Origin of the sequence: Pseudoalteromonas sp. S2721 (assembly GCF_005887425.1) — a bacterium.
GTDB lineage: Bacteria > Pseudomonadota > Gammaproteobacteria > Enterobacterales > Alteromonadaceae > Pseudoalteromonas > Pseudoalteromonas simplex.
The window spans coordinates 100,461-127,357 of the sequence record NZ_PNCZ01000004.1; the positions used below are offsets into that span (position 1 = coordinate 100,461).

Sequence of the window (26,897 nt, forward strand, 5' to 3'; positions counted from 1 at the left end):
ATCAAAACTTAAACTGGTAAAATACTCAACCTCAGTCAATACTTTATCATTACAGGTTAGTAATTTTAGGCTGTCGCTATATCAATGTCACTGAGAATTAAAATCATCTTTTTGCTGTCTACCATTTTTTTAGTGGTGGTAGCCAATACCTTCATTATCTATGTATTAGATAAACAAGGTCAGGCTAAGCTTGAGGCAGTGATCCATACTCATGATGTGCTCGATGAATCAGAAAAGCTCTACAATCAAATAACGAACGCAGAAACCGGGCAACGTGGTTATTTATTAACGCAAGATCTGAACTATTTAGAACCCTACTACGCGGCACTTGAACAAGTTAAACAACATTTTTTAGCCATCAATAGACTAACGCTAAGTAACCCCGAACAACAAAATACACTTGCAGTAATAGATGAGCTAGTCGACAAAAAGTTAGCGGAGTTAGCGTTAACTGTCACACTTGTAATGCAAAACACGCCATATGCAATCGAAGAAGCAAAAGCGATTGTTTTGACGAATGAGGGGAAACAGTATATGGACCAAATCCGCAAGCATATTTTACTGTTTCAAAATATTGAACGTGCCAAGCTAGAACAGCAAAATGCTGACTACCAAAGAAACAGACTATTTATAACTCGGTTTGTTACTTTGCAAATACCACTAATAGTGACCTTGTTAGTTTTTTGTGCTTTTTACATTAATTCAAGGCTTTTTAAACCTCTTAAGTTGTTAATTCAAAACACTGAACAACTAGAAAAAGGCGAAAGACCTAAAATGTTGACGATTAATTACAACGATGAAATTGGCTTTGTGTTAAAACGTTTTGCACGCATGAGTGACATTGTTTATAAACGAACGAGCAAGTTAAATTTTCAAGCTAGTCATGATCACCTTACAGGTGTTTTGAATAGAACAGAACTAAAGCCTGCATTAAAGCAAGCCATTTCTACTTGCTCTAAAGACAGTAAGCTGGCCGTTATATTTATAGATATCAATAAATTCAAAAAACTGAATGATGAGTATGGTCATTTAATTGGTGACCAAATTCTCATTGAAACCGCAAAACGAATTACGTCATCTGTTAGAGCTGATGATGATGTATATCGTTATGGAGGAGATGAGTTTGTCATAATTACACATAATATTGCCAAATACAGATACGTTAATGCGATGATCACTCATTTATTAGCACGTTTTGACAATCCTTTTGTACTCGAACAGCTGACATTAAATATTTCATTAAGTATTGGAGTAGCCCTCGCTCCTGATCACAGCCTAAATCATCAACATCTACTTAAACTCGCTGACCAAGCAATGTATCACGCTAAGCATGAGTCAAAGAATAGTTATCACATACACAACAATCGCGGCTAGAAGACTAATCTAAATTACTGCTTTATACGTATAAATTTGCAAAAAGCCCCATCACTATGTATAAAAAATACACACAGATTTTAATTAAGGTAGCACTATGCATATTTTATTAACAGGTGGAACAGGCCTCATTGGTAGACATTTGTGCCCTTTCTTACTTAATCACCACAAGGTTACTGTGCTAACACGCAATCCGATACAAGCTGCTGTGATACTAACTCATCAGGTACACACAGTTAAGTCGTTAGATGAAGTCAATTTTGAAGAGATTGATGCTGTCATTAATCTTGCAGGAGAGCCAATCGTCAATAAACGTTGGAGTGAATCGCAAAAGCGCACTTTACTTAATAGCCGGATTAATCTTACCCAACAAATCTCAAAAGCGATTAGCCGCAGTGAGTCCCCTCCTCACACATTCATTTCTGGCAGTGCCATTGGTTTTTATGGCCGTCAAGAAAACCAGCCAATCGATGAAAGCTTTAATGATATTTACCCTGAATTTAGCCATGTCCTTTGTCGTGATTGGGAGCATGCCGCAACGAAAGCGCACGGTGATCAAACTCGCGTTTGCTTGCTGCGTACAGGCATCGTTTTAGCAAAACAAGGGGGAGCTTTAGGTAAAATGTTGCCAGCTTTCAAGTTTGGTTTTGGTGGCCCTTTAGGTCATGGTCGTCAAGGGATGTCGTGGATCCATATTGACGACATGATCCAACTCATTCTTTTTGTGCTTTCACATCAAGAGATTCAAGGACCAATTAATGCCACCGCGCCAAACCCCGTTGATAATAATGAATTTAGTCAAACACTTGCGAATGTAATTTCGCGTCCTGCCATGTTGCGTATGCCTAGTTGGGTTCTCAAATTGATGATGGGAGAGATGTCAGATCTTCTACTTCATGGTCAATTTGTGCTTCCCAATAAATTACTTAATCACAATTTCCGCTTCCATTACCCAACATTGAAGCCCGCATTAGAAAGTCTGAAATTATAGTTACAATGTACTGGTTGATAAGATTCAACTAATACATAATAATTAACTTGATTTTAGTCGAGTGATTATCCAGGGAAAATCATGATGCATTTACCCACCATAATCAGCATTTCAATTTTATTGAATGTGATTATTGGGGCGTTTCTACTGTCTTTATATTTCTTGAGACAACAAGCAAGCTATTTATATTGGGGTAGTTCGTGTTTACTTTTCGTATTTGCGCAGATCACCGCACCTCTGCGTGCTTTTATCGACTTCCCCTTAATTACCCATTACTTGGCTGATTTACTCATTATTTCAGCGCCTTTAGCTGCAATTTTAGGGATCCATGCTTTCAGTCAGTCAGATAAAAAATATCATAAAGCCTGTGCATTTGTAGTGATTCTATCCATGCTGATATTGCTGCCAGTGCATGACTCCCCGTTAAACCAAATAATCACCACGGCCATTATCGCCATATGCTTTAGCTACGCTGCTTTTGCCCTCAGAAAACTACAGGTTGAGCGCATCATGCATCTTGCTTTACTAAAACTATGCTTTGTAATTCATGCTTTAATTATGCTTTTACAGTTTTCGCTTTTAGTTTCAGATTATCAAGACATTATTGATACTGATTTAACTCACATTCTCGCGGTCATTCTGATAAGCCATATTATAATTACCACTCTAACCGCCATGATCTGGCCATTAATGATGTTTTTAGAATCAGAGCAAGTACTAAACGATCTAGCAAATCGAGATCCACTCACTGGATTATTAAACCGTAGATCATTTATAACGATTAGTAACAGCTACTTAGAAAAAGCTAATCATAACCTGACTGAACTCTGCGCTTTGATGATTGATATCGATTTCTTTAAAAAAGTAAATGACCAATATGGACACGAAACAGGAGATGAAGCACTCAAATGGGTTGCAAAAAAGATTAAAAGCCAACTACGTGAACACGATTTGGTGGCCAGAATCGGTGGTGAAGAATTTGCAGTCATACTACCTAGCACCACTCAAACTCAAGGCGAAAGCCTATCTGAACGAATTCGTTTAGCGATACACAACGATCGTTTCTTTTATCAAAACCAAGCTCTAAAGCTTACGATCAGTGTCGGTATTATTACACATAAATCGGGCACCAATAATGTCAATGAATTGCTCGCAGAAGCCGATAAAGGTTTGTACAAAGCCAAGTCAAATGGCCGAAATCAAGTTGTAACTATGGCATTTTAAATGCGGTAGTTAGAATCTTTAATTTAAGCTTTCATTGAGTAGGTTTAGCTCATTAGTGACCCACTGTTTATTTAAACATTGTTCTAAATTCAACTGAGCAAATTTTAAAAAGCTACGCGCCGCATGCGATAAATGGCGATCGGTGCGTACCACAAAATACCAATGACTAGCTAAATTGACATCTTTTACATCTAGCATACAAAAACTTGTATCATGGGGTGGCAATACATGGCGAGAAACAACACCTAGCCCCATTCCTGAACCAACCGCAACCCGAATAGCTTCGTTACTTGCCATTTGTACTGTGTTGCTTAATACAAAGCCTCTGCTTTGCAGTTCACTTTCAAACAGCATTCGTGTGGCAGAACCAGGCTCTCGAAGCAAAAAACGTTCTGATACTAAGTCTTGTAATGTGACCTGAGTCTGACTCGCGAGCGCATGGTTGGTTGGTGCAATAAACACTAATGGGTTTTGTAAAAACCGTCCTGCTTTTGCATGTTCTAATGAAGGTGGATGACTAAAGACATAAATATCGTCTTCGCCTCTTTCAAAACGGGCTAGCACTTCAGCCCGATTACCTATTTCAAGGGGCAACTCAACATGAGGGTGTAAATTACTATACGGACCAAGTAACTTAGGCAAGATATATTGCGCGGTGTTAACCATGGCTATTTTACAGCGCCCTCTCTCACCACCTCTAAGCTCAGCAAGATAATCTTGATAGTCATCAAAGTGACCAAACACCTGCTGACAAGTTTGAAATAAGGCAAAACCCGCTTCAGTAACATGAATTCGCTGCTGATTAACCATCACTAATGGCTCATTGACTGTTTCTTGCAGGCGCTTAATTTGCTGCGATACCGTTGGTTGCGTTAAATGTAATTGCCTTGCTGTTTCACTAATTGAGCGTGTTTTTACAACGCACATGAATACCTCGAGTAAACGAAAAGAAATATGCCTTAAATCCATAAAATCAAACCCATAGATAAAAACCTATAGGATATTATCATTTATTTTATTATTTACTATGTGATTTTTTATCTAGAATAGCGGCGCTTTTTAATCAAGAGGAGAACAAAGTGCCTGATATTGTTGTAATGTTTTTTGTTTTAGGACTCACAGCCGGATTATTTCGCTCTGACCTAAAAATTCCGCAAGCGACCTATGAAACTCTTAGCCTATTGTTAATGCTCACCATTGGCTTAAAAGGAGGTATGGTGCTGCATGGCAATTTGCATTGGCAACTTCTACCAGAAATGGGCGCTGTATTACTACTTGGTGGCTTAATACCATTGATGCTGTTTCCTATTTTAAACAAACTACTAAACCTCTCTGTCGCAAATAGCGCAAGTATTGCTGCCCATTACGGCTCAGTAAGCGCAGGTACATTTGCAGTTGCTTTAGCCTATGCTGAATCGAATTCACTTAATGTAGGTGCTGAAGTCACACTTTATTTAGTAATGCTTGAGTTACCTGCGATTATTGTTGGATTGTTACTGTATCGCCGCCTTGGTAATGGTTCTGGACAAAACCTTTCTCTAAAAGCACTTTGGCATGAAACACTCACTAACAAAAGTGTCATTCTGCTAGTTGGTGGTGTAATTATTGGCATGATGTACGGCACACAACAAGGGAGCCAAGTAACGAGTCTATTAACGAACAGCTTTAAAGTTGTGCTGGCACTATTCCTTCTTGAAATGGGTTTAATGGCTGCACAAACTCTGCGCCCTATTCCATGGCATCAATGGCGATTAGCATTATTTGCTCTTATAACACCAAATTTATTAGGTGCAATCGGGGTCTGCGTTGGTACTGCATTACAACTAGAGTTAGGCTCTGTGGTAATACTAGCAAGCCTAGTTGCAAGTGCCTCTTACATAGCAGCCCCTGCCGCGATTAAAGCAGCCATACCCGATGCAGACATTGGTTTAGCCATGTTATGTTCTTTGGGCATTACCTTTCCTTTCAATGTATTAGTAGGAATTGGCTTATATCATCAAATAGCCTTATTTATGGGCTAAAAAACGGTCACACCTTAACTTTATTAATGAGATCTTCTGAAAAGTCGTTTAATATAAACAAAAAAGCAGCGCAAGGACATGCTATGTTTAATCAAACGCTCAGCACCGAGCAACAGCATGTGAGTGATATTTTTAAGCGCATATGTACGCTTTGTAAGGTGCAAAACTATGCTGAATTAGAAAGGCACTTATCGTTAACATCAGGTTTTTGCGAGCAAAGTATTGAAGTTGCTGCAGTGCCTTATGAACTAATTGATAACGTGGCTAAAGCTTCTGAAGTTAGCTTTGATTCACTACTTAATGGTAGCGAACAAACCATAGTGACACTTGATGGGGCGTTACTACAAGCAGTAAGTAACGGTATTATTAAGAGTATAAAAAAGCTTTCTATGGCAGGGCTAATTAAAGGTGATAACCACACTCATGAAGCCCTTAGTCAGCTTGCAGATATTCAGCTAAAACAAATAAAAAATGAGCTCAAAATACAAAGCCAGGTTAAATAACCTGGCTTTTTACTAATTCTTACCTTTGTACATTTTATCGTAGATATCGGATATATTATTTTGTTTATCGTAGTAGCGCTGCAGCTCCCCAAGCGATAACTCTTTTATTTCATTACTATCAAGCCCAACAGGCTCTGCTAACTTAAAGTCTGCAGCTTGCGGTGAATTACCCATTAAGGTGGCAATTTCACTCTTTAACTGTTCAGCTTTATTAAATAGTTTAATTGCTTTGCTGATATCTGTTTCATGCTCAGCTTGTAACGTGCACCAAACTACCTCAACTGATTTAGATCTGATTTGATCTTCAAAGATATTTTTGCGCGCAATCAACCATGTACTTGCAACAAGCAAGATGGCTAAAACGACAATGGCTATGTAAATTAGTTCAAGCATTACGATCCCTCGGTAAACTAAATGTTACTATACACCCAAACTTGGTCCGTAATACATCAGGAAAAAGCATTATAAATGATAGTACAAGGCTGATATACAACACAATAAAGCTGTAAACATAATGTATCTGAGCAAATTCTTGCTGTAAATCCAGTACAACAAACTTTACCCAAATAATAAAGTGAGAAAGAGTAAGAATAATGAAAAGTTTTGAAACTTTGAAAAATAAATTATTAAATTTATAACTAAACGTTGTATGAAGTTTATACATCATAAAAAGCATGACTGAATTTGCAATTACAAATCCCAAATAGACATTTTGTGCACTTGCTGCTGAATTGTGACTCTTCACATACTCCAAAGCATATTCCATCATTAAAGCTGTAAACAAATAGTTAGTGCAAACATTGGCAATAGTAATGAAGTTGCTAAAAAACTCTTTTTCTTTTAAAGCTTTTCGCAACGAATTAATTAAAGCGATCAAATAACTAGTTGCTATTACAGCTTGGAAGGAAAATGTATCAGTATAAGGCTTAATAACGAGCCACTTGTCATAAAGCTCTTGCAGAAACTCCACAGGCGGAAACTCTTTTTTCTTTTATATTAGAATGTTAGACGTAAAAAAACCAGCACTTGGCTGGTTTTATGTATTAATTTTCTTTCTTTTTAGGGTTTAAAATGATTATTCCACCTGAGTTGTTTAAATTTTCTTGTTTTTTCTTAGGGTTAAGAATAATGATACCACCAGAATTTTTAAGTTGCTCAACAGAGTTAGTTGAAGCTGGTGCTGCGTCGAATGCTAAAGTAGATAGTAATAAAGCTGATAAAGTCATTTTTTTGTTCCTTCATTGTTAAAGATAGCTTTCGTTAGCAAATACCGAGCCACTACAATAAAAATTTAGGTAAAAACTAACGACTAGACCCTATATAAGCATAAAACCTAGCCGTTAGGCTATTTTTTATACCACGCAGGTATATAAAACGACCACTAAACAGCATCAGCACCTTTAACTCTATAAACTAACAAGCCTCTATGCCATAATTCTGTCAATTCAAAAATAAGTCAAAGCGGCCCAACGCTTAGCAAGGTTTAATGCATGGCATATCCAGAACAACAGCAACCAACAATTTATTGGCACGACTACGAAACATTTGGCGCAAGCCCGCAAAAGGACCGCCCGAGTCAATTTGCAGGTATTCGTACCGATCTCGATTTAAATATTATTGGTGAGCCGTTAATTGAGTATTGCAAGCCTGCAGCCGATTACTTGCCCCACCCTGAAGCGTGTTTAATAACGGGTATTACCCCGCAAGTTGCAATGCAAAAAGGCTTAGTTGAAGCTGAGTTTATGGCAAAGATCCATGCTGAATTTAGCCAACCTAACACCTGTGTTGCGGGCTATAACAGTATCCGTTTTGATGATGAAGTCACACGTTACAGCTTATACCGTAATTTTTATGACCCTTACGAGCGTGAATATAAAAACAATAATAGCCGCTGGGATATTATTGATTTAGTGCGTGCCTGTTATGCACTGCGTCCAGAAGGTATTGAATGGCCGCTCAAAGAAGACGGTACGCCGAGCTTTAAACTAGAGCATTTAACCGTTGCCAATGACATTGAACATGCAGCCGCTCACGATGCATTAAGTGATGTAACGGCAACCATAGCGTTGGCAAAACTAATAAAAGAAAAACAACCTAAGTTGTATCAGTTTTTCTTTAGCTTACGTTCTAAAAAAGCACTGGCTGATTTAGTTGATGTGTTTAACATGACACCATTGGTGCACACCTCATCACGAATTCCAGCAAGCCAAGGCTGCACCAGCTGGATTGCACCAATGAGCTTTCACCCAGTCAATAAAAACGCCATTATTTGCTTTAATTTAACTGAAGATCCGCAAGTGCTATTAGATTTACCTGTTGAAGAGCTACGCACGCGTCTTTACACAAAACACAGCGACCTTGGCGAAGACGAAGCACCGGTAGGCTTAAAACTCGTGCATTTAAACAAGTGCCCTATTCTTGCTCCAGCAAAAACCTTGTTACCAGAGAACGCAGCCCGTTTAGGTATTGACCGCGAAAAGTGCCTACAAAATCTCGCTATTTTAAAAGCCAACACAGAACTTCGCGACAAAGTGACCGAAGTGTTTAACGAGCAGCGTGATTACGGCGAAACCACCAACCCTGACTATCAACTTTATGATGGTTTTACCAGCCATGCAGATAAAGCTAAATTTGCCATTATTCGAGATGCAAGCCCTGAGCAATTAGCCACAATGCAGCTAGATTTTGATGATAAAAAGTTTGCTACCTTGTTATTTAGATATCGCGCTCGAAATTGGCCACACACACTAAGCCAAGATGAACTGGCAAAATGGCGCCAGTATTGTCAAAACAAACTAATGCACGGTGAAGATAGCCCGTCGATCAGTGGCCAAGATTTCATGATCACTCTTGAAAATCTGGCTCATGAAAATGATGATAACGAGAAAAATCTGCATATATTAAAAGCGTTGTACAATTACGCACAAAGCATGTAATAAAAACGCGACAATCATTGTCGCGTTTTTTGGGGATATTACTTTTTATGTAACGCTTCGATGCGCGCTAATAAACTAGAAGTGTCATAGCGACCGCCACCTAACGCTTGTACATCGGCGTAATATTGATCAACCATTGCCGTCATCGGCAAAGTTGCACCGTTTGCCTTTGCCTCATCCAAAGCGATGCCTAAATCTTTACGCATCCAATCAACAGCAAAACCAAATTCGTATTCGCCAGCCCACATTGTTTTGTAGCGGTTTTCCATCTGCCATGAACCTGCAGCGCCTTTAGAGATGGTTTCAATTACTTTTTCACCATCAAGGCCAGCTTGTTTTGCAAAGTGTAACCCCTCAGCCAAGCCTTGTACCACACCCGCAATACAAATTTGATTTACCATTTTACAAAGTTGACCAGAGCCTACTTCACCTAGTAATTTGCTAAAACGGCTAAAAGCAGCCATAACAGGTTGAACAACATTAAAATCAGCTTCGTCGCCACCAACCATCACGGTTAATACACCATTTTCTGCCCCTGCTTGACCGCCAGAAACCGGCGCATCTAAAAATGCGATGCCTTGTAGTTTCGCTTGAGCAGCCACTTCACGTGCCACTTCAGCTGACGTTGTAGTGTGGTCAACTAAATAGCTGCCCTCATGCATGCTTGCCAGCACACCCTGTTCGCCGTAAACAACTGAACGTAAATCATCATCATTACCTACGCACATGAAAACGATATCAGCCCCTTTTGCTGCTTCACTTGGTGTTTCAGCGTATTCACCTTGATACTCAGAAACCCACTTTTGCGCTTTAGCCGTTGTGCGGTTGTAAACTGTCACGTTGTGACCTGCGTTGGCAAGGTGACCCGCCATTGGGTAACCCATTACACCTAATCCGATGAAGGCGACTTTCATTGACATAAAACTGACCTATTTGAGTGATAAATTAGTAACAATTTCATTATCTCAACCGAATAACTAAAAAGCGAATGAAAAAAAGTTCATTTAAACCGTTAAAAAACACACAGGTAAAACATGGATAGTATATATCGTTTCAATGCCCAGCTTGCATCTGGTGAAAACTTCAGCCTTGAATCGCTACAAGGAAAAACAGCACTTATTGTCAATATTGCCAGCAAATGTAATTTTTCAGTGCAAATGGCAAGCCTTGAAAAACTCTATCAAGAATATAAACAGCAAGGATTTACCGTACTCGGTTTTGCCTGTAATCAATTTGGCCATAATGAGCCACTTGAAGGCAATGAACTTAAAGCCTTTTATCAGCAACACTTTGATGTCAGCTTTCCTATTTTTAACAAGGTGTTAGTCAACGGGCCTGACGCTCACCCTTTATTTAATTATTTAAAGTGCCATACCCGTGGAATTGCACAAAACCGCGCAATTAAATGGAATTTCACCAAATTTCTTATAAACTCAGAAGGTCAACTCGTTGCGCGATATGCCCCGCGCACCAAACCCGAAACCCTCAAAATGGTGATAGAGAGTAATTTAAATGATGAAACTGGCCTTATTCAGTGCGCAAAAGTATGAGCAACCGTTTTTTGAAAGGAATCTAACTGAATACGCTGAGTCTGTTTCGCTCAGTTATTTTGAGCAATCCTTAAACAGAAATACCACCCCCCTCTGCCAAGGTTTCGATGCAGTGTGCGTGTTTGTTAACGATACGGTCGACAAACACGTCATTGCAGATATGGCGGCTGTTGGCATTAAAGCAATCTTATTACGCTGTGCAGGCTTCAATAATGTAGACCTTGATGCTGCCAAAGAGCATAACATCAAGGTTTGCCGCGTCCCTGCATATAGCCCAGAAGCAGTAGCAGAGCATTGTATTGCCCTTATGCTAACGCTCAACCGAAAAACCCACAAAGCCTTTAACCGTGTACGTGAAGGTAACTTTGATTTAAACGGTTTACTTGGTTTTAATCTGTTTAAAAAAACGATTGGGATCATTGGCTGTGGCAAAATCGGTTTAGCACTGGTTAATATTTTAAATGGCTTTGGAGCTAAGGTACTCGTTTGCGACCCAATGGCTGGTGAAGGCCCTTATACCCTGTGCGATTTAGACACATTGCTCACCCAAAGTGATGTCATCTCATTGCACTGCCCGCTCAACGAGCACACCCATCATTTAATTGATGCTAGCGCATTTGAGAAAATGAAAGACGGTGTCATGCTGATTAACACCTCTCGTGGTGCACTTCTTGATAGCCAAGCATGTATTCAGGCGCTTAAGTCTAAAAAGCTTGGACACCTAGGCCTAGATGTGTACGAACAAGAGTCAGAGTTATTCTTTAAAGATCACCGTGAAGAAATCATGCAAGACGATATTTTTTCACGCCTTATTAGTTTTCCGAATGTGTTAGTGACAGGCCACCAAGGCTTCTTCACCCAAGAAGCACTTAGCGAAATAGCCTGTACCACATTACAAAGTGCCAATGAAATAAGCCAAGGCTTACCATTAACTAACGAAGTTATATAAGGCAAATGCACCTTAAATTAAAAAAGGCGTGAGTTTAAACCTCACGCCTTTTACTTTTTTCTTTCACCTTGAAACTAGAAACTTGTAACTCGCAACTCAAACCTCTATTTCAACAACGCCACGTTCACGAATACCGCCGTCATTAATAACGGGCAGATAAAGCGAATGTACTGGGCAAACCAATAATGAGGGCCGCTCGATACTTGATGCAATTTATTACCACGCTGCCATAACCAACCAACAGTAATGAAATAGAACAGCCCCATTAAAGGTAATTGGTACTGTGTAAGCACCATAATAACTAAGCCAAATAACCAGTCAAAGTTTAAGATAATCAGTGATGAGGCAATAAACACGATTAGGGTTACAAATAAGGTCGCTTTTTTGCGCTCAATACTGTGATTCTCAACTAAAAATGCAACTGGAATTTCGGTCGATGAAATAGTTGACGTCACTGAGGCAATCGACATTAATACAAAAAATAATAAACCAACGAGTAAACCCACTTGGCCCATTGTGCTAAACAGTTCAGGTAAAATCGCAAAAATTAACTGCCCTTCACCCACCAATTTACCACCGCTAAATACCTCTACACCGTTATGTTGAGCAACAAAAATAGCCGGAATAATCAATAAACCCGCTAAAAAGGCTACACCAGTATCAAGCAATGCCACAGTGCCAGTTAATTTAGGTAGGTTGGCATCTGGTTTTAAATAAGAGCCGTAAACCATCATACAACCAACACCTAAAGACAATGAAAAGAACGCTTGTCCCATTGCCGCAATAATTAAGTTTGCATCAAGAATTTGAGTAAAATCTGGCACTAAATAGGCTGCAAAACCATCCATCGCACCATCTAGGGTCGCGATATAAGCAATTAATGCCACTAATAACACTAGCAATAATGGCATTAAGCGACGTGACCAAGTCTCGATACCTGATTTAACGCCTTTTAAAATAATACTCGCTGTAAGAATAAGCATCAGTGGCGTAAACACAAAATTACGTGCCATAGAGTCACTGTGTAAAAAGTTACTTAACTCAGTAAAACCAAAGAAGCTTGCGACTGGCTCAAGCGCATAAGCGAGCATCCACCCTGCAACTATCGAATAAAAGCTAAGCATCACAACCGCACCAAAGAGGCCAATATAGCCTGCTGCAGCGCCCACTTTAGGCGCTGTGTCTTGCCATGCATTAGATAATGCTTTTACTGGATTCGCTTGCGCTTGGTGGCCTAAATACAGCTCAGTATAAAGAGCTGGAAGCGCTAATAAGAAGATAACAATGAAGTAAACTAGTAAAAATGCACCGCCGCCATGGTTTGCCGCTTGTGTTGGAAAGCCCCAAATATTACCTAAACCTACCGCCGCACCAGAAGCTGCTAAAACGAAACCTAATCGGCTTTGAAAGCCGTCACGAACTTGTGCCATACATCTACAAATCTGTTATTATTTTTCCTCATTAAACCATAATTACAGTCAACTGCGTAAACTATTTGCGTTTGTTCGTGCCTATAAATGTGCATCTGCTGTAAAAATAAACAAAACTAAATACGAGCCTTCGTGTAAACGTTAAACCATGAGCAGTCACTACTTTTCGAATACTCTTATCATCGAGCAGCAAAGCCAAACAACGGCCAAAAAAATTATGCTAATGCATGCAGCACGTATTGATGTTGCAAGTTTACCCCTTGATAAATTACTTAGTGAGTTTGAGTTAAGTGTGCTTGAAAAACGCAAAGTGCCTAGTGCAAAGCAAGAGTACTTAGCGACTCGCCTAACGTTAAAGTATTTGTATCAACATGCTTACCCTCATGATGATTTAGCGCTCAGTGAAATATCGAGCCAGTTTGATGACAAAGACAGCAAGCTAAAATTACATACCCCGGTTAGAGAACCTGTGTGGACCTGTTTATCACATTCAAATGGCTTGATTGGCGCAGCCCTTAACCCCGAACAGCAGCTATTTGGTTTTGATATTGAACAAAGCAGTAAACCTCGCCCTTTTATCAAACTCGCAAAGCATTTTTATCATCAAGATGAAGTTGACTTAATTAGCCGTTTTGACGCTCCCGATGAACAGGCACAGTGCTTTTTTAGAATTTGGACATTAAAAGAAGCGCTTGCAAAAGCAAGTGCTCAGCCGATTGCGAAACTACTTGCTCCTAATGTATTCGAAGAATTGAGCAAACATAATTTCAGCGCGAGCAGTAACTCTATTGAAGGGTTTGATATAAGTGTTGTGGCACAAAAAAGCACTGACTGGCAGTGCTCTTTTATTAATTTTAACGACTTACGCCGCGACTTGGCTTTCTAATAGTCGGCTGTGAATAGCCTGCACGACTTCATCTGACTCACTTTGCTCAACTAAGAAACACAGATTATGTTTACTTGCACCGTGGCAAATTAAACGAATATTAAAATCACTCAATACCTGCATTAAGTTCATTTCTTGCTGACGTAATTGAATTTCAGAACCAATTAAAGCCACCAGCGTTAAGTTATTCTCAACCGACACATGACAAAACTCAGAAAGCTTATCTAAACAAGCTTGATCAAGCTCAGGGCGTGATGCATTTGGTGCGTTATCTAAAGTGATTGCAACACTGATCTCTGAGGTAGTAACCAAATCAACCGAAATATTAAACTCACTTAAAATGGTGAATACACGAGCTAAGAAACCACTCGCAAGGAGCATTTCTGGGCTTTTAACCGTTAACAGAATTTGATTTTTACGCTGTGTTACGGCACGAATACCTGGTTGCTGAGATTTTTCTTTTTCAATCCATGTACCACCTAACTGTGGTTCACGGCTTGAACCAACAAACACACTAATATGGCTACGGCTTGCAGGTAAAATGGTTGCAGGGTGCAGTACTTTCGCACCAAACGTTGCCATTTCTGCCGCTTCATCAAAGCTTAAGCGTGCAATTGGGCTTGCTTTAGCGCATAAACGCGGATCAGTACTGAAAATACCCACAACATCGGTCCAAATATGCACGCTTTTTGCGTTAATTGCTTCAGCGAGTAATGCAGCACTGTAATCTGAACCACCACGGCCTAAAGTGGTCGTTTGATTATGTTCATTGCTACCAATAAAACCTTGGGTTACCACAACATGGTCATCAAGTAGCGGCACTAAATGCTCTTTAGCAGCCGCAGCGGTTGCTGCAACATTTGGGGTAGCTTTAGCAAATTGGCTATCTGTTTTTAGCACTTTACGTACATCAAAACGCACCGCATCAAGACCTTGACCGCGTAATACTTGAGTAAATAAATACGATGACAAACGCTCGCCAAAGCTCAATAGTTCATCTTGATCTGCTACTGACTTAGCCCCGTCTGATGCTAGCTTTTGAAAAGCCTTAAGCGTTTCATTAAAGCCATGTGCTAAATCAGCATCAAGCGACAGCTCTGCCAAGATTGCTTCTTGAATGGCGACTACACCAGTAATGTGCTCGTCACGCTCAGCCGCACTCAAATCAGCTTTACACAATGCAACTAAATGATTGGTCACGCCTGCACTGGCACTCACAGCAACAATACGTACTTGATTATCAGCACAAATGATTTCAGCGCAGCGGCTCATAGCATCAAAGTTAGCTACACTGGTGCCACCAAATTTTGCAACAACGTAATCTGATTTTGTGTTGGCGGCTAATTGGGTATTCATGTCGTCTCCTTTTGTGGAAAACTATCCACAGTAATTCAAGAAGAACTCGGCAAGGGGGTGCTTTGAAAATAAAGAGTAGTCCATGCCAGAAGCTCTCCACCTAGTTTGGTGACAGTTTTGAGGATTCAGCCCCATAAACCGAAAAATAACCGTGACGTCCGGTTAATTTTCTCGGCGAGTACTTCCCTCATTAATGGTCATCGGCGTTCGTCACCTCACATTAATTACCTAAGTATCGCACCTCTTCTGAATGTTAAGTTAACACCTGGTTAAAATAACAAAGCCTGCTGTTAAAAGCAGGCTTCGAAAGTTAACGTTTAGACGTCTAGCTGTCAAGTTGTTTTATGAAATTAAACTGCCCGCTAAGTGCGAACCGTAATAACCAACGGTATAAGCAATTAATAAATAAACCGACATTTTAAGATAGCTCATAAAGGTTAGTGCTTTTACCTTACTCATGGCAATAATACCTGCCGCAGAGCCGATTATAAGCATTGAGCCACCGACCCCAGTTGCGTAAGTAAACGACAGCCATTGCTGAGGGCTCATCACAATATCAGCTTTTAAAAGTGCTGCAGTTAGAGGTACGTTATCTACCGCCGCTGATAATAGCCCCATCAGGTAGTTGGCATATTCCGGTGCCATCAACTCATATAAGTGAGTAAATTTAGCAAGCATGCCCACTTCTTTTAATGCACCAACGAGTAATAACACACCGACGAAGAACAATAAGGTGTCGTATTCAATTTCACGAATATAATCGATGATTTTTTTGTTGACGTCTTTTTTGCGCATTAAAAATTGCGCAACCAAAAACATAAGTGATAAACCAAATAAAAAGGTTAATAGCGGTGGTACACTGTAAAGTACGCTTAAAGTTAACGTGGCTATGATGGTAGAGAAGAAGATAACCGCAATGGTAATATCTGTTTTTTCGATACGACGGGCAGCTTGTTTTTCAAACACAACATTACCCGACATACCCACCGACAACATTGCCGCCAGCAGTGCAACACTTGTCAGTGCAGGGGCAATTAACAATAGTAGATTAGCAATGGTGACTTTTTCGTCTAAGAAAATCATCAAGGTTGTCACATCACCGGTGATCAACGACACCCCACCCGAGTTAACACTAAATACAATTAAGGTTGCATATTTTATTAATTTTTTAGGATCTAATTTAAGTGACATCACCACCGCAAGCGAGATTAAAGTTGCCGTTATGTTGTCTGAAATAGATGAAAATAAAAACGCAAAACCACCAATCAGAAACATCAGCTTTCGTTCACTGATTTGATTTGGCATAATTTTATGAACAATATTCTGGATAAAGCCTTTAGAGTTTAAATACGCTACAAAGGTCATCGCAGCCATTAAGAATAGCCACAAAGTCGCGATTTCTAATATGTTGTGATCCAGTTGATGTTGTATGGTTTCTGGGCTTTGCCCATGAATTGGAGAGATAAATAAGATAATCCAGCATAAAGTGCCAAAAAAAAGCGTCGTTTTGGCCTTGTTTACATGGATAATATCCTCTATAACGATAAGCAAAAATGCCACCGCTATCAGGGTTAGGATAAGTGGGGTTACCATGGTGTTTGAACAACCTTTATAATAATGTAAAAATTGTAAGTCGAGTGTTTCGGCGCGGATTCTAGCAGCATAGAAAGCATAAAACTATTCTCAATTACATAATTTACTACTAATCGCCAACACCAAAGTCTGAATTTACTGGAGCTTTATGATCCCAGCTAAAAAGTTATTAAATACCCTTACTGAACATTGGGGGGTGTTAGAACTGCTATTTAAACGTTTTAAGATGGCTGATTTCAGCTTAAAAGACGTACAAAATGCGATAAAACAAAAACAACCTTCATGGTCAAATGAACGCATTTATAAAGAAACAAATCGTTTATTGAATCAAGATATTATCATTCCACTGGCAAAATCATCGCAATTAGAAATCAACCGTGCGATCGCCGATTTTGCGACTTTCTTGCTACAAGAAGAACACTTAGGTCTTGCCCAAGAAATTAGTGTGCTTGTTGATGATTTAGCTCGCCTTGGTAATCGCCTTGCTAAAGCGGGTGAAATTGAAGATTACGACGAGCTTCGCCGCTTCAGCCGTATTATGGATGATCGGGTACGCAAAATAATGAAATTGTTTGCCCACAACGAAAACGCGATTTTAAATATTGTTGAGCAAGCGAAAGCAGATAACGCAGTGCAATCACTGCAAAAACGCTATAAGGCTGTAATTGAAGCGTTCGATGAATACATCGAGCCTATGCTTGAAATGGTTGATATTCGAGGTGACTTCCACGCTTGCTTTAATACCATCGAAGCGCAAATTAGCGCGCAAATAGAGCAAATTGACCGCCTTGGTAAGTCATACCAAGACAAACGCATGCTTGAACAATTACGTACTCGTATTCTAGAAATGCATTTAGTTGGCCGTGAAAGTTTACGTAAAAGCGCCGATATGTTGATGCCACTGCGTGAAGAGTTACGCCGTAACAACCTAATTACGCGTCAAGCGGCTAAAGTGCTTGGTTTAGTGCGTAAAAATGGCGTCGATAACATGTTAAGTGCAGTACAGCCTAACTTTGTCTCAGACGCGCAACGTTTTTCACTTGGTCAGCAACGTCATATTGTGGCCTATATGGCAGGCTTAGTTGACTTTGAGCACGATGAATATCAACTACCTGAACATGATGATGTGCCCGCCTACCAAAGCCCACATATTCCTGATTACAACGACGTTAAAACACAATTTAGAAAACGCTTTAAAAAAGCCAGCAAAAAAGCTCAGCCGCTGCTTAGTTTCTTAGATGAAAGTTACCCAGATTTAGAAGCTGACGAAATGCTGTTCTTGTATCAAAAATTGATTAGCGATGGCGACCTTGAAATCAGCCAAAGCCAAGAGAAAGTAAAAATAAAAATTGCCCAGCAACACTTCTCTCTTTATCCATTTAACTCATCGATTGCTGACGATAAAAAAGCAACAGAGCAATAACCATGACAGATATTAATTTAGATGATTTAACGCATCTGCAAGCTATTAATAAAAAGCTCACATCAGGCTACCACATTAGCGAACAAGACACGCTGATGTGGCAAGAGCTTGATCAACACATTGATGCTTATCGCGCGTTATTTAACGCCCTTGGCCATGACCTACAACATGATAGCCGTGGCTTTTACTATTTTGGTAGCGACGAAAGCACCCCAAATATGGGTAAAATTTCGCGTGCCATCGCACTGACTATCTACATCTTGATTGAGCACTATGCCAATACCGGTAAAGATCCAATGCGTGCCTTGTTTGACGAAGTAAACGACCTTGAACTAATGCAAACCTTAGTGCAAATCAACAAGCATTTGTTTGATCAATTAGAAATCTTCTCAGGCTCAGATTTACGCAAAGACGTTTACCTACGTATGGTGCGTTTAGGTCTAGCTCGCGAAGTAGAAAACGGCTTTATGCTGCAAGCACCTATTTATCGTTATATCGATGCATTGATGGAAGTAAACGAAGAAACCTACCTAGGAGATGACGAATAATGCAAAGCCAAAGCCTATACGGACTCAGCAAACTTGCGCTTTTAAATACCGCTGGCTATGCAAAATGCGTGATCCCGCTGGATAAAAGTAGCTCTATTTGTGCACCGAATAATACCGGTAAAAGCTCGGTAATTAATGCCCTGCAATTTCCACTGATTAATGATTTACGTTTAACAGAATGGGATGGCCATGATTTAGACGAAACCCGAAAATTCTACTTTTCGTCAGATCAATCCTATATTTTGCTCGAAGCTGACCTGCCTAATGGCCCTGTGGTGATTGGTGTTGCCGGCCTAGGTAAAATAGCCGGTTACGCGCATCAGTTTTTTTGCTACCCTGGTAAGTTGAACCTTGAACACTACACGCAAGGCAAAACCATTGTAAAATTCACCAAGCTTTTTAATCACTTAAAAGAGCAAGGTTTCAATCCAATTGAATTAAAAGCGCAAGAGCTAAACGCCCTACTCACTGGCGGCGCAACCCCATTTGATGGCGATATCAACTTAAAGATGATCCCCCTCAATAACGTGCAAGATTCAGCGATTTACAAAGAAATTTTCCGACGTATCCTTAACTTGCATAAGTTAGGTGCCAGTGATGTTAAACGCTTTATGCTACGTGTATTTGAGCGCCATATGTCAAACTCACGGGTTGATTTTTATGAGGTTTGGCGACGTTCATTTGATAAAGTGAATCGCGCTAAACGTGAATTAAAAGCCCTTGAGTCAATGCAAGAGCCAATTGCAGCTCTTGAATCTATGCTTGAAAACCAAACGGTTTTAAAAGGTAAGCTTGCTGCTTATGCGCCAAAAATTGACCAAGCACTGATTGACTTTGAAACCTATCAACAAGAGCAACTCACTGAGCTAAATATTGCCCTTGAGGATATCGAACACGAAAAGCACGAGTTCGAACAAAAGCAGCAGCTGTATATCCAGCAATCGCGCGATATTGAGCGTAAACAAACTCAAATTGAACAATGGTTTTTAGACTATCGTGCGCTTAAATCTGAGTTTGAGTTGGTTAATAAAGCCACTTTAAAAGTCAGCCTTACTCAGCTTAAACAAGATTATGAATCGCTATCGCATTCATTAAGCAGTGCTCAAGGGCAAAGCTTGCACACCCTTGATTACCGTATTAGCGAAACACAAAAGCAAATCAAGAGCTTAAAACTGCAGTTAAAGAACCTCGAGTTCAATTTATTCACCCGTATGCGTGAAGATTTATCTTTGAAAGAAGTTGAAGAGATTTCGCGTATTCTGAACCCAGATATCTTATCGTTTGCCACCACCAGCAATGGTGATGTTGAGATCACAGACGAAGATGCCTTTGGGGAGTTCTTAGAGCAGTTATCGGCTAACGTGAAAGGCGGTGTACTGACTCTGCCAGGTGCGACGATTAAACTTAAAAAGCTAAGCCCAGTGCAAATGCAAACTGGCGAAAATAAAGAGCAATTAACTGCGCAACTTGCTGCTCTTGAAAACTCACTGAAAGAGTTTAAACAACAGCGCGAAGTCGCCGCAAATGTCGCCGAAAAGCAAAAAGAAAAAGATGCCTTGTATGATGAGTTAATGGCCTCAGAAGAAGCATTAAAACGTTTTGAACAATTTGAAGTGATGCAGCAATCTGTCGATGCACAAACCCTGCTAAAAGAGCAGTTAAATGCAGAACGCGAGCAAGTTGACGACTACCTGCAAGATATTCAAAAGAATAGTGGCTCAATCAGCGATCGTCGCTCAATTATCAAGTCGAAAAAAGATCTGCTTGCCCGCCAAGCTGACCGTTTACGCCAAGTTAAATCTGAACGTATCGATCACACCCTTGATGTTTACTCAGGCAAAGTCACTCCGTACATGATTGAAATCAGTATTGATTTTGATAACTTAAGTGACCTCATTCACCACTTCAATAAAGACTGCCAAGAGTTACGTAACTTTGATATCAACGTACGTAACACCTACCTGCATATTTACAATGCAGGTATTACTAAATTTGATAACGAAAACGATGAGTTTACTAAATACGAAAAGCTTATTAGCGCGTTTCATAACATTGATAACGAGCGCGATGCGGTTGAACGTCAAGGCAGAGTTGCGTTAACTGAAGTAGCCGCCACCATTAAAGGCTTGCGCGAAGACTTAGACCGCCTACGCCGCGAAATGAACAGCTTTAATAAAGGCATTAGTCAGCACCGTATCTCTAACCTTCAAGCATTTAAAATTAATGTTATTCCTCGCAAGATGTTGGTTGATAGCATTGATACCATTATTAGTACCTCAAATCAGTTTGAGCAAGGCGATACCCTAGACCTATTAAGCCAAGAGCCTTATAGCGAATCTGCAGTAAACGAAGCGAAAGATCATTTGATTAAGCTTGCCTCTGAAAAAGCTGGTTTAACACTGACCGACTTATTCGATATTCGTTTTGAAGTCGTAAACCGTGCTGGTGAAACTGAGCACTTCGAAAAAATCGATTCAGCTGGTTCTAACGGTACGCGTATTACCATTAAGTTACTTTGCGGTATGCTGTTTATTCGTTACTTATTAAGTGATCAAGAACAAAACTTGTATCGTATTCCGATTTATATCGATGAAGCAGCCGATATCGACCCACAAAACCAAAAAGCAATTATCGAAACCGCGCTTAGCTTTGGCTTTGTGCCGATTTTTGCCTCAGTTAAACCACAAGTTAGCTGTGATTACATCGTCCCTATTCGCACTGTTAAAGATGGCGCACAAAACTGGGTCGATGAAAAAGACTGGATAGAAGTGGAACACAGTGCTTAATTACAAACTATTACAGTACTTTTTTGTAAATGTGCCATAGTTTTTAAATAATCATTCAGTTGAGTATTTTTTGTGTTATGTTATCAATCAAGTAGTGGAAATTTTGCCAAGGAGCAAACAATATGAAGAACTTATTAATCGCGACGGCTGTACTATTTTTAGCAGCCTGTGCTAAAACGCCTGATTGGGATTACGACAAATCAGCCGATTTTAGTAATTATAAAACCTTCTCTTGGGTACCGAATGCCAGCTTGACTAAAAATGTATCGAACTACCAAATTAGTCCTTTAATGGAAAAACGGGTTCGTGAAGCCGTTAATGCTGAACTTGAAAAAAACGGTATGAAGCTAGTTGATTTAGCACAAGCAGATGTGCTGATTAACTACCATGCCTCTGTTGATACTAAAATTGATGTAGATACCTTCAACGTAGGTTACGGTGCACGCTGGAATTACTGGGGTATGGGTTATAACACGCAAACAACTGCTCGCGAATACGAAGTGGGTACGTTAATTCTAGACGTGGTAGACCGTGCTTCTAACCAATTAGTTTGGCGTGGTGCGAAAGAAGGTCGTTTGCAAAAGAACCAATCACCTGAAAAGCGCACTGAAGTTATCAAAGAGACTGTTGCTAACATTCTAAGTAACTTCCCACCAAAACCTCAGCAATAAGCCTTTTACATAATTTTGAAAAGCTCACAAATTGTGAGCTTTTTTGTTTGTGAAGATCAAAGTTTGCTATGATGCTTTAACTTAAATAACTCTAAATGGAATTAGGGGTCTTAGAGAAAAGATCCAAAAAGGAATAAAATGAAATTAACTTGCCCAAACTGTAAAACCATAATTGCGACTAAAGATATAAAAAAGGTTAATACAAACAGCCTCTTCATTGAAAATCAATGCCCTTCTTGTCAAGCATGGTTTTGCTTAAATAAAACACAGACGATTTTAAAAATTTCCGGTATTTCTCTATTGTTAATAACTAGTTTGCTTAATATTTTTAATATTAAAGCTGAATATAGCCTAGCTTTTTCGGTCATTGGATTTATGGGTATTTTTGTTGCTCTCATCATTACTTTCTTTGGTAAATATGATGCGGTTAAAAATAAAAAATCAAACTGAAACACACATCTTTTTTAAATAATAAATAGACACAGCTCTTATTGCACAACCGCGCCTTAGCGCGGTTTTTTTGTTACCAGCTGAAATCTGGTTGGAGTGGTATAACTCAGTGATTCAGATACAATACCTGCAATTTCCAGTGTGCTCTTAACGGCCACTGCAACGAGTTAATCAAAATAATAGAGAGTTTTAGATGGTACGCGCAGTACAGCTTACACTTCCCGCATTATTCGTCACTTGCTCAGTGCTAGCAGAAGACACCAACAATATTGAACAAATCACCGTTGAAGTTTCTGCAACCGCAAATAAAGAGCCTGTTGGTACCTTTGATGCGCCGGTATCAAACTTAGAATATGACCCACGTGTCGATTTACAATCGCGCAATATGGCTGAAGCACAAGCTGATGTCACCATTCGCGGTGGTATCTTTGAAAATACTGGCTTTCGTGTTGGTAGCAGTACATTATTCGACCCGCAATCTGGTCACTACTTTGCTGAAATTCCCATTGCGCCACAAATGCTAACAGGCCCTTCAGTGCTTACAGGGGCTGATAATGCCCTTTATGGTATGAATAGTTCGGTTGGCACAGTTTCATTTGGCTGGCGCCCTATCACAAGCACTGGCAGCGTTTCACTTGGCACAGGTACGAATGGCTTTAATTTACAAAGCATTCATGCTGCCCATAGCCAAAAGCTGGATAGTAAACCTGATTGGCGATTAGGCATTGAAGGGGAATACTCGCACTCAAAAAGTGATGGCTCAATTGATAATGGCGACCACGACTTTGAACGTGCTTCAGCGCGTATTCAACTTGCAAGCTCTACCTCACAAACTGATTTAATGTTCGGACGCCAAGAGAAGTTTTTTGGTTGGCCAAACCTTTACACGCCATTTAATTTTAACGAAACCGAAGATCTGGAAACCAAGCTTTTCATGCTTAACCACAAGCAAGTGTATGGTGAGAGCAATACCTTTGAAGTGACTGGCTATTATCGTAAACATAACGACCATTACGTTTTGTCTCGTGAAAACCCAGCTATTTTTGAAGCGTTTCACGAAACCACCGTTAAGTCATTGGCACTCTCTGGACGTCACCGTTTAAATGACCACTATGCAATTAATTATGCAGGGCAATTTATTGCTGATGCAATTGAATCAACGTCTCTTGAAAACAACTTTACATCACGCAATTACACTAAGCTAAGTATCTTGCCTGAGTACAAATCAGCCCTTACAGCGAACAAAGAACTTACTGTACGTGTTGGTGCTACATTTGATGATACGAACCGTGATAGCTCAGATACCTCCTTTATTGCCGATGCAAGCCTTAAGGTAGCTAACCAAAATGGCAGTGAACATACTTGGTATGCATCATACGCCGAGGCAACACAAGTTCCCGGTTATACCGCTATTGGCGGCAGTGAAACGGGCGGATTATTCAGAAGTAACTACAGCCTTGAGCGCGAAACAACCGATAACCTTGAGCTAGGTTTACTGATTGAGCAGTCTTCATGGCGTTTAGATTCAGCTATTTTCTACCGTAAAGATAAAAACCTGACAGATTGGACATATCGCTTTGATGCAACCTCAGCTCGTTTTGCAAATCCGGTTGATATAGACACCTTAGGCGTTGAGTTTTTAGCGAATAAATCGTTTGAAAGCACTGAGTTAATTGCCAGCTACACCTATTTAGAAAAGTCAGAAGACTACGGCACGGCAGATATTGATGCGAGCTTTTATGCGCTTAACTACCCTGATCACCGTGTAACACTGGGTGCAGTATGGCAACCAATGGATGTGCTTGAGCTACGTATCGATAACGAATGGCGTAAACAACACAGTAACCGCCTACGTAGCTCTGATGATGAAGCCTTCTTCACGCAGTTAACGCTAAAGTTCACCCCTGCCCAGCTTGATAATGTATTTGTAACCTTTGCAGCTGACAACATTTGGGATGAATCATTCGAAGAAGTCCCGGGTACCCCTGGTCGCGGCGAGCAATATACTCTTAGCGCTACTTATACGTGGTAAACAAAAACAACAATGCCAGTCAATTGACTGGCATTATTACTATTCATGAATAACATTATCTAGCTAAAATTTTTCACAAGCTTCGGTATTAAGCTCAAATAAGAGAGGGTATTTTCTTTGTAGCTAAATTCTTTCACACTTTGTTGATCAAAAAATTGTAAGCCTGAAAGCTCATTTTCAACTCTATCTTCGAATGATTTTAACAACAGGCCTTTATCTACATTAAGCTTGATATTAAATAATATAACGACACTCATCGTGTTAGTTAGTATAAGTGAATTAAGGTTTACCCAATCAATCATTGAACTGGTTATATTCGCCTCTTCAAATGCTTCTTTTAGTATATTGTTTTTAATATCAATAGCCTGCTGCACATCCAACTCATCTTTTTGAAGCCCACCGCCGATAAGGTCAAGATAATAAGTACCTGACTTTGTTGTTTTTTGACCAAACACAAAAAAATCATCACTTGTCGATATTAACGCCCCTGTATTTACATGGTATGGAAAGTAGCAACTCGCTAAATTCTGCTGTTGGCTTAATTTCATTAAAGAGCGAGTTGTAGAATATGAGATAGTGCTCAGCTTTAATTGCAATGAACCTCGTTGTATTTCATCAATATTTTCTAATCGATAATACTGCCCATCCCAAATTTCAGTTCCTGCGCTTTGCGCATCTGCTATAACCTCATGCCAATAATCTTTTAGAACTTGTTCGTATGGGACTATATTTAGGCTCGATTCCGATGCAAGAACATCATAACTTTCAATCTCCGAAACATTTTTTATTAGTATTTTAGAATTAGGCATCACAATTAATAGTCCAAAAATTGTTACTCTATAAAGAATGCATAATAGCTGATAACAAGCTCACTTATTTTGAGAGTTTGGCGGCCATTTGCGTCAAATTAAGGCTTGCTGCTATCCATGCACTTAAAAATATAGCCATACTCATGATTATTCATTCTACAAGCATCTATAAAATGACTTCTTCGATTTCTATTAAGCGAACGATAGAAGCTTGGTTCATATATAGAAGACTTTTTAATAACTATCTCTAACTTCGGGTTACTTGAAGCCTTCACATTTTTATCGCTCGCGGCCAAAAGGTTAAAATGAATGTTACTGCGTGACTGCTCAGCGGAGATTTCTCCTTTTAAAATATACTCTGTATTTTCATAAAACTTCTTGGCTAAAAAAGACAAATTAGCGCGGGGTAATTTTATAATAAAATAACCTGACTCATCAGTAATGACTTTTTTTACTAACTTTTTATTATTTAATAAATAAGAGAATTCGATTTCAACATTAGCAACAGATACATTGCTATTATAGTGTGGTGGGTTCAGCTTTCCATTTAATAAAAATGCGTCCAAATAGAAATTAATTTCACCATAATAATCTACGTCTACGTCCACCTCTTTACCTCTAGCAGAAACCATTAAAGTGAGTTCGCCAAATATAGCCCTTGAACTAAAAAATGATTTAAACTCCTCGAAAGACTTAGGTTTAAGTATGCCATCCACAACATGGAAATAATGTGATATATCAACAGATGGTTGTTTTTCTAGATTTATTTCTCCACCGTCAACTCTGGCTAATTCAATGATAAAAGAGGGGTTTTCATCTATGTCTATCGGTAATTTATTATGTGAGAACGAAATATCAAAACTCGAAAAGTTTTTATCAATCGTATTTTCTGTAATACTGGAGACAGACATATTTGCCCACTCAGCATAGCCATGATTTTCATTAAGGGGAATATACACTGAATTAGTTTGGTAGTTTTCTTCAGTTAAAGTCACCTCACCAAATGAAGATACTTTACCAATTAACGAAATTGTATTTTTTATAGTTGGATCAACATTGAGTGTGATATTAACCGTATCAACCATTTCACCGACAAAATCACCATTAATGAAAACAAGCATATCATCAAAAAGGCTTTCTGAATCATCTATCGAGTCCCCATAATAGCCATTGTTATAGCCCATAGTTACATCAACTGATACTGTCTCTGTAGATGAAGAATTACATGTAATAGGCAAAAGAAAACAGATAAAGCAAAGAAAAGCTGAAATTGAATTGACCATTATTTAATCCTTTAAACTAATGTCATCCATTAACGTTAAACTCATAGGAATGAAAGAGCAATTAAAAAAGTATGCCTAGTAC

General features: G+C 39.5%; 25 protein-coding genes and 1 riboswitch. Of the genes, 15 read left to right on the top strand and 10 right to left on the bottom strand.

All coding sequences use genetic code 11. The features are described 5' to 3' along the window. Positions 1–84 precede the first annotated feature (84 nt). The 3 genes from CWC02_RS00970 to CWC02_RS00980 all read left to right on the top strand — a co-directional run bounded on the left by CWC02_RS00970 (position 85) and on the right by CWC02_RS00980 (position 3,589). Entirely contained in the window at positions 85–1,374 is a 1,290-nt protein-coding gene (locus CWC02_RS00970) for a diguanylate cyclase domain-containing protein (RefSeq protein WP_138615921.1), read from the top strand. A gap of 97 nt (positions 1,375–1,471) precedes the next feature. Beyond that, the gene (locus CWC02_RS00975) at positions 1,472–2,365 is read left to right on the top strand and encodes a TIGR01777 family oxidoreductase (RefSeq protein WP_138600525.1); all 894 of its coding nucleotides are present in this window, start codon (positions 1,472–1,474) and stop codon (positions 2,363–2,365) included. A gap of 81 nt (positions 2,366–2,446) precedes the next feature. Continuing rightward, positions 2,447–3,589, top strand: a complete 1,143-nt coding sequence (locus tag CWC02_RS00980) for a GGDEF domain-containing protein (protein WP_138615923.1) — start codon at positions 2,447–2,449, stop codon at positions 3,587–3,589. An 18-nt stretch (positions 3,590–3,607) separates the two neighbouring features. Here the strand turns inward: CWC02_RS00980 and CWC02_RS00985 are convergent, their stop codons facing one another. Continuing rightward, on the bottom strand, positions 3,608–4,558 hold the full coding sequence (locus CWC02_RS00985) for a LysR family transcriptional regulator (RefSeq protein WP_054551477.1): 951 nt from the start codon (positions 4,556–4,558) through the stop codon (positions 3,608–3,610). A gap of 110 nt (positions 4,559–4,668) precedes the next feature. Between CWC02_RS00985 and CWC02_RS00990 the strand changes: the two genes are divergently transcribed. After that, a complete protein-coding gene (locus tag CWC02_RS00990) occupies positions 4,669–5,610 on the top strand; it encodes a sodium-dependent bicarbonate transport family permease (protein WP_138615925.1) in 942 nt (313 codons plus the stop codon). A gap of 83 nt (positions 5,611–5,693) precedes the next feature. After that, entirely contained in the window at positions 5,694–6,113 is a 420-nt protein-coding gene (locus CWC02_RS00995) for a hypothetical protein (protein ID WP_138615927.1), read from the top strand. 12 nt (positions 6,114–6,125) lie between these two features. Here the strand turns inward: CWC02_RS00995 and CWC02_RS01000 are convergent, their stop codons facing one another. The 3 genes from CWC02_RS01000 to CWC02_RS01010 all read right to left on the bottom strand — a co-directional run bounded on the left by CWC02_RS01000 (position 6,126) and on the right by CWC02_RS01010 (position 7,339). Beyond that, a complete protein-coding gene (locus CWC02_RS01000; RefSeq protein WP_138600519.1) occupies positions 6,126–6,506 on the bottom strand; it encodes a hypothetical protein in 381 nt (126 codons plus the stop codon). After that, complete coding sequence (locus CWC02_RS01005; RefSeq protein ID WP_138615929.1) at positions 6,499–7,083, bottom strand: hypothetical protein; 585 nt, start codon at positions 7,081–7,083, stop codon at positions 6,499–6,501. The genes CWC02_RS01000 and CWC02_RS01005 overlap by 8 nt, the downstream gene beginning before the upstream one ends. Positions 7,084–7,156: 73 nt before the next feature. Further along, the gene (locus CWC02_RS01010; RefSeq protein ID WP_138615931.1) at positions 7,157–7,339 is read right to left on the bottom strand and encodes a hypothetical protein; all 183 of its coding nucleotides are present in this window, start codon (positions 7,337–7,339) and stop codon (positions 7,157–7,159) included. 264 nt (positions 7,340–7,603) lie between these two features. Here CWC02_RS01010 and sbcB point away from each other — a divergent pair, with 264 nt between their 5' ends. Next, a complete protein-coding gene (gene sbcB, locus CWC02_RS01015) occupies positions 7,604–9,049 on the top strand; it encodes an exodeoxyribonuclease I (protein WP_138615933.1) in 1,446 nt (481 codons plus the stop codon). A gap of 38 nt (positions 9,050–9,087) precedes the next feature. Here the strand turns inward: sbcB and CWC02_RS01020 are convergent, their stop codons facing one another. Beyond that, entirely contained in the window at positions 9,088–9,969 is an 882-nt protein-coding gene (locus CWC02_RS01020; RefSeq protein ID WP_138615935.1) for an NAD(P)-dependent oxidoreductase, read from the bottom strand. Positions 9,970–10,083: 114 nt separating this feature from the next. Between CWC02_RS01020 and CWC02_RS01025 the strand changes: the two genes are divergently transcribed. Together CWC02_RS01025 and CWC02_RS01030 are read left to right on the top strand one after the other, a co-directional pair. Beyond that, the gene (locus tag CWC02_RS01025) at positions 10,084–10,599 is read left to right on the top strand and encodes a glutathione peroxidase (protein ID WP_063705772.1); all 516 of its coding nucleotides are present in this window, start codon (positions 10,084–10,086) and stop codon (positions 10,597–10,599) included. Next, positions 10,565–11,548: a 2-hydroxyacid dehydrogenase gene (locus CWC02_RS01030; RefSeq protein ID WP_138616026.1), complete on the top strand. Its 984-nt coding sequence runs from the start codon at positions 10,565–10,567 to the stop codon at positions 11,546–11,548. The genes CWC02_RS01025 and CWC02_RS01030 overlap by 35 nt, the downstream gene beginning before the upstream one ends. Before the next feature lie 104 nt (positions 11,549–11,652). Here CWC02_RS01030 and CWC02_RS01035 read toward each other — a convergent pair whose 3' ends face one another. Further along, positions 11,653–12,978 (bottom strand): sodium-dependent transporter, encoded by a 1,326-nt coding sequence (locus CWC02_RS01035; protein ID WP_138615937.1) that lies wholly within the window; start codon positions 12,976–12,978, stop codon positions 11,653–11,655. Positions 12,979–13,126: 148 nt separating this feature from the next. Here CWC02_RS01035 and CWC02_RS01040 point away from each other — a divergent pair, with 148 nt between their 5' ends. Continuing rightward, positions 13,127–13,864 (top strand): 4'-phosphopantetheinyl transferase family protein, encoded by a 738-nt coding sequence (locus tag CWC02_RS01040; protein ID WP_138615939.1) that lies wholly within the window; start codon positions 13,127–13,129, stop codon positions 13,862–13,864. On the opposite strand, the gene lysC is transcribed toward CWC02_RS01040, so the two are convergent. After that, positions 13,841–15,220: a lysine-sensitive aspartokinase 3 gene (lysC, locus tag CWC02_RS01045; RefSeq protein ID WP_055020817.1), complete on the bottom strand. Its 1,380-nt coding sequence runs from the start codon at positions 15,218–15,220 to the stop codon at positions 13,841–13,843. The two genes, CWC02_RS01040 and lysC, sit on opposite strands and share 24 nt — an antisense overlap. An 81-nt stretch (positions 15,221–15,301) precedes the next feature. Further along, positions 15,302–15,474: riboswitch (Lysine riboswitch) on the bottom strand. 88 nt (positions 15,475–15,562) lie between these two features. Then, the gene (gene nhaD / locus CWC02_RS01050) at positions 15,563–16,813 is read right to left on the bottom strand and encodes a sodium:proton antiporter NhaD (RefSeq protein WP_054551492.1); all 1,251 of its coding nucleotides are present in this window, start codon (positions 16,811–16,813) and stop codon (positions 15,563–15,565) included. Between the two features lie 148 nt (positions 16,814–16,961). Between nhaD and CWC02_RS01055 the strand changes: the two genes are divergently transcribed. The 6 genes from CWC02_RS01055 to CWC02_RS01080 all read left to right on the top strand — a co-directional run bounded on the left by CWC02_RS01055 (position 16,962) and on the right by CWC02_RS01080 (position 24,723). Next, complete coding sequence (locus CWC02_RS01055; RefSeq protein ID WP_138615941.1) at positions 16,962–18,236, top strand: MksB family condensin complex protein; 1,275 nt, start codon at positions 16,962–16,964, stop codon at positions 18,234–18,236. Positions 18,237–18,238: 2 nt separating this feature from the next. Next, positions 18,239–18,784 carry a condensin complex protein MksE gene (locus CWC02_RS01060; RefSeq protein ID WP_063705788.1) on the top strand — a complete coding sequence of 182 codons (546 nt, stop codon included), beginning with the start codon at positions 18,239–18,241 and terminating at the stop codon, positions 18,782–18,784. Next, positions 18,784–21,570 (top strand): Mks condensin complex protein MksF, encoded by a 2,787-nt coding sequence (locus CWC02_RS01065; protein ID WP_138615943.1) that lies wholly within the window; start codon positions 18,784–18,786, stop codon positions 21,568–21,570. The genes CWC02_RS01060 and CWC02_RS01065 overlap by 1 nt, the downstream gene beginning before the upstream one ends. A 122-nt stretch (positions 21,571–21,692) precedes the next feature. Continuing rightward, the gene (locus CWC02_RS01070) at positions 21,693–22,241 is read left to right on the top strand and encodes a DUF4136 domain-containing protein (RefSeq protein WP_138615945.1); all 549 of its coding nucleotides are present in this window, start codon (positions 21,693–21,695) and stop codon (positions 22,239–22,241) included. Positions 22,242–22,379: 138 nt separating this feature from the next. Continuing rightward, the gene (locus CWC02_RS01075; protein ID WP_138615947.1) at positions 22,380–22,691 is read left to right on the top strand and encodes a hypothetical protein; all 312 of its coding nucleotides are present in this window, start codon (positions 22,380–22,382) and stop codon (positions 22,689–22,691) included. 193 nt (positions 22,692–22,884) lie between these two features. Beyond that, entirely contained in the window at positions 22,885–24,723 is a 1,839-nt protein-coding gene (locus CWC02_RS01080; RefSeq protein ID WP_138615949.1) for a TonB-dependent receptor plug domain-containing protein, read from the top strand. Positions 24,724–24,782: 59 nt separating this feature from the next. On the opposite strand, the gene CWC02_RS01085 is transcribed toward CWC02_RS01080, so the two are convergent. After that, positions 24,783–25,535, bottom strand: coding sequence for a hypothetical protein (locus CWC02_RS01085; RefSeq protein ID WP_138615951.1), 753 nt, complete (start codon positions 25,533–25,535; stop codon positions 24,783–24,785). Between the two features lie 95 nt (positions 25,536–25,630). Continuing rightward, positions 25,631–26,815 carry a hypothetical protein gene (locus CWC02_RS01090; RefSeq protein ID WP_138615953.1) on the bottom strand — a complete coding sequence of 395 codons (1,185 nt, stop codon included), beginning with the start codon at positions 26,813–26,815 and terminating at the stop codon, positions 25,631–25,633. Positions 26,816–26,897 lie beyond the last annotated feature (82 nt).

What these genes read in the sequence shown, in the direction of transcription:
- CWC02_RS00995 (WP_138615927.1), top strand. Translation starts at nt 5,694, where the DNA reads ATGTTTAATCAAACGCTCAGCACCGAGCAACAGCATGTGAGTGATATT.
- CWC02_RS01080 (WP_138615949.1), top strand. Translation starts at nt 22,885, where the DNA reads ATGGTACGCGCAGTACAGCTTACACTTCCCGCATTATTCGTCACTTGC.
- CWC02_RS01040 (WP_138615939.1), top strand. Translation starts at nt 13,127, where the DNA reads ATGAGCAGTCACTACTTTTCGAATACTCTTATCATCGAGCAGCAAAGC.
- CWC02_RS01060 (WP_063705788.1), top strand. Translation starts at nt 18,239, where the DNA reads ATGACAGATATTAATTTAGATGATTTAACGCATCTGCAAGCTATTAAT.
- CWC02_RS00975 (WP_138600525.1), top strand. Translation starts at nt 1,472, where the DNA reads ATGCATATTTTATTAACAGGTGGAACAGGCCTCATTGGTAGACATTTG.
- nhaD (WP_054551492.1), bottom strand. Translation starts at nt 16,813, where the DNA reads ATGGTAACCCCACTTATCCTAACCCTGATAGCGGTGGCATTTTTGCTT.
- CWC02_RS01020 (WP_138615935.1), bottom strand. Translation starts at nt 9,969, where the DNA reads ATGTCAATGAAAGTCGCCTTCATCGGATTAGGTGTAATGGGTTACCCA.
- lysC (WP_055020817.1), bottom strand. Translation starts at nt 15,220, where the DNA reads ATGAATACCCAATTAGCCGCCAACACAAAATCAGATTACGTTGTTGCA.
- CWC02_RS01090 (WP_138615953.1), bottom strand. Translation starts at nt 26,815, where the DNA reads ATGGTCAATTCAATTTCAGCTTTTCTTTGCTTTATCTGTTTTCTTTTG.
- CWC02_RS01010 (WP_138615931.1), bottom strand. Translation starts at nt 7,339, where the DNA reads ATGACTTTATCAGCTTTATTACTATCTACTTTAGCATTCGACGCAGCA.
- CWC02_RS01000 (WP_138600519.1), bottom strand. Translation starts at nt 6,506, where the DNA reads ATGCTTGAACTAATTTACATAGCCATTGTCGTTTTAGCCATCTTGCTT.
- CWC02_RS01055 (WP_138615941.1), top strand. Translation starts at nt 16,962, where the DNA reads ATGATCCCAGCTAAAAAGTTATTAAATACCCTTACTGAACATTGGGGG.
- CWC02_RS01025 (WP_063705772.1), top strand. Translation starts at nt 10,084, where the DNA reads ATGGATAGTATATATCGTTTCAATGCCCAGCTTGCATCTGGTGAAAAC.
- CWC02_RS01065 (WP_138615943.1), top strand. Translation starts at nt 18,784, where the DNA reads ATGCAAAGCCAAAGCCTATACGGACTCAGCAAACTTGCGCTTTTAAAT.
- sbcB (WP_138615933.1), top strand. Translation starts at nt 7,604, where the DNA reads ATGGCATATCCAGAACAACAGCAACCAACAATTTATTGGCACGACTAC.
- CWC02_RS00970 (WP_138615921.1), top strand. Translation starts at nt 85, where the DNA reads ATGTCACTGAGAATTAAAATCATCTTTTTGCTGTCTACCATTTTTTTA.
- CWC02_RS01035 (WP_138615937.1), bottom strand. Translation starts at nt 12,978, where the DNA reads ATGGCACAAGTTCGTGACGGCTTTCAAAGCCGATTAGGTTTCGTTTTA.
- CWC02_RS00985 (WP_054551477.1), bottom strand. Translation starts at nt 4,558, where the DNA reads ATGGATTTAAGGCATATTTCTTTTCGTTTACTCGAGGTATTCATGTGC.
- CWC02_RS01030 (WP_138616026.1), top strand. Translation starts at nt 10,565, where the DNA reads ATGAAACTGGCCTTATTCAGTGCGCAAAAGTATGAGCAACCGTTTTTT.
- CWC02_RS01075 (WP_138615947.1), top strand. Translation starts at nt 22,380, where the DNA reads ATGAAATTAACTTGCCCAAACTGTAAAACCATAATTGCGACTAAAGAT.
- CWC02_RS01070 (WP_138615945.1), top strand. Translation starts at nt 21,693, where the DNA reads ATGAAGAACTTATTAATCGCGACGGCTGTACTATTTTTAGCAGCCTGT.
- CWC02_RS00980 (WP_138615923.1), top strand. Translation starts at nt 2,447, where the DNA reads ATGATGCATTTACCCACCATAATCAGCATTTCAATTTTATTGAATGTG.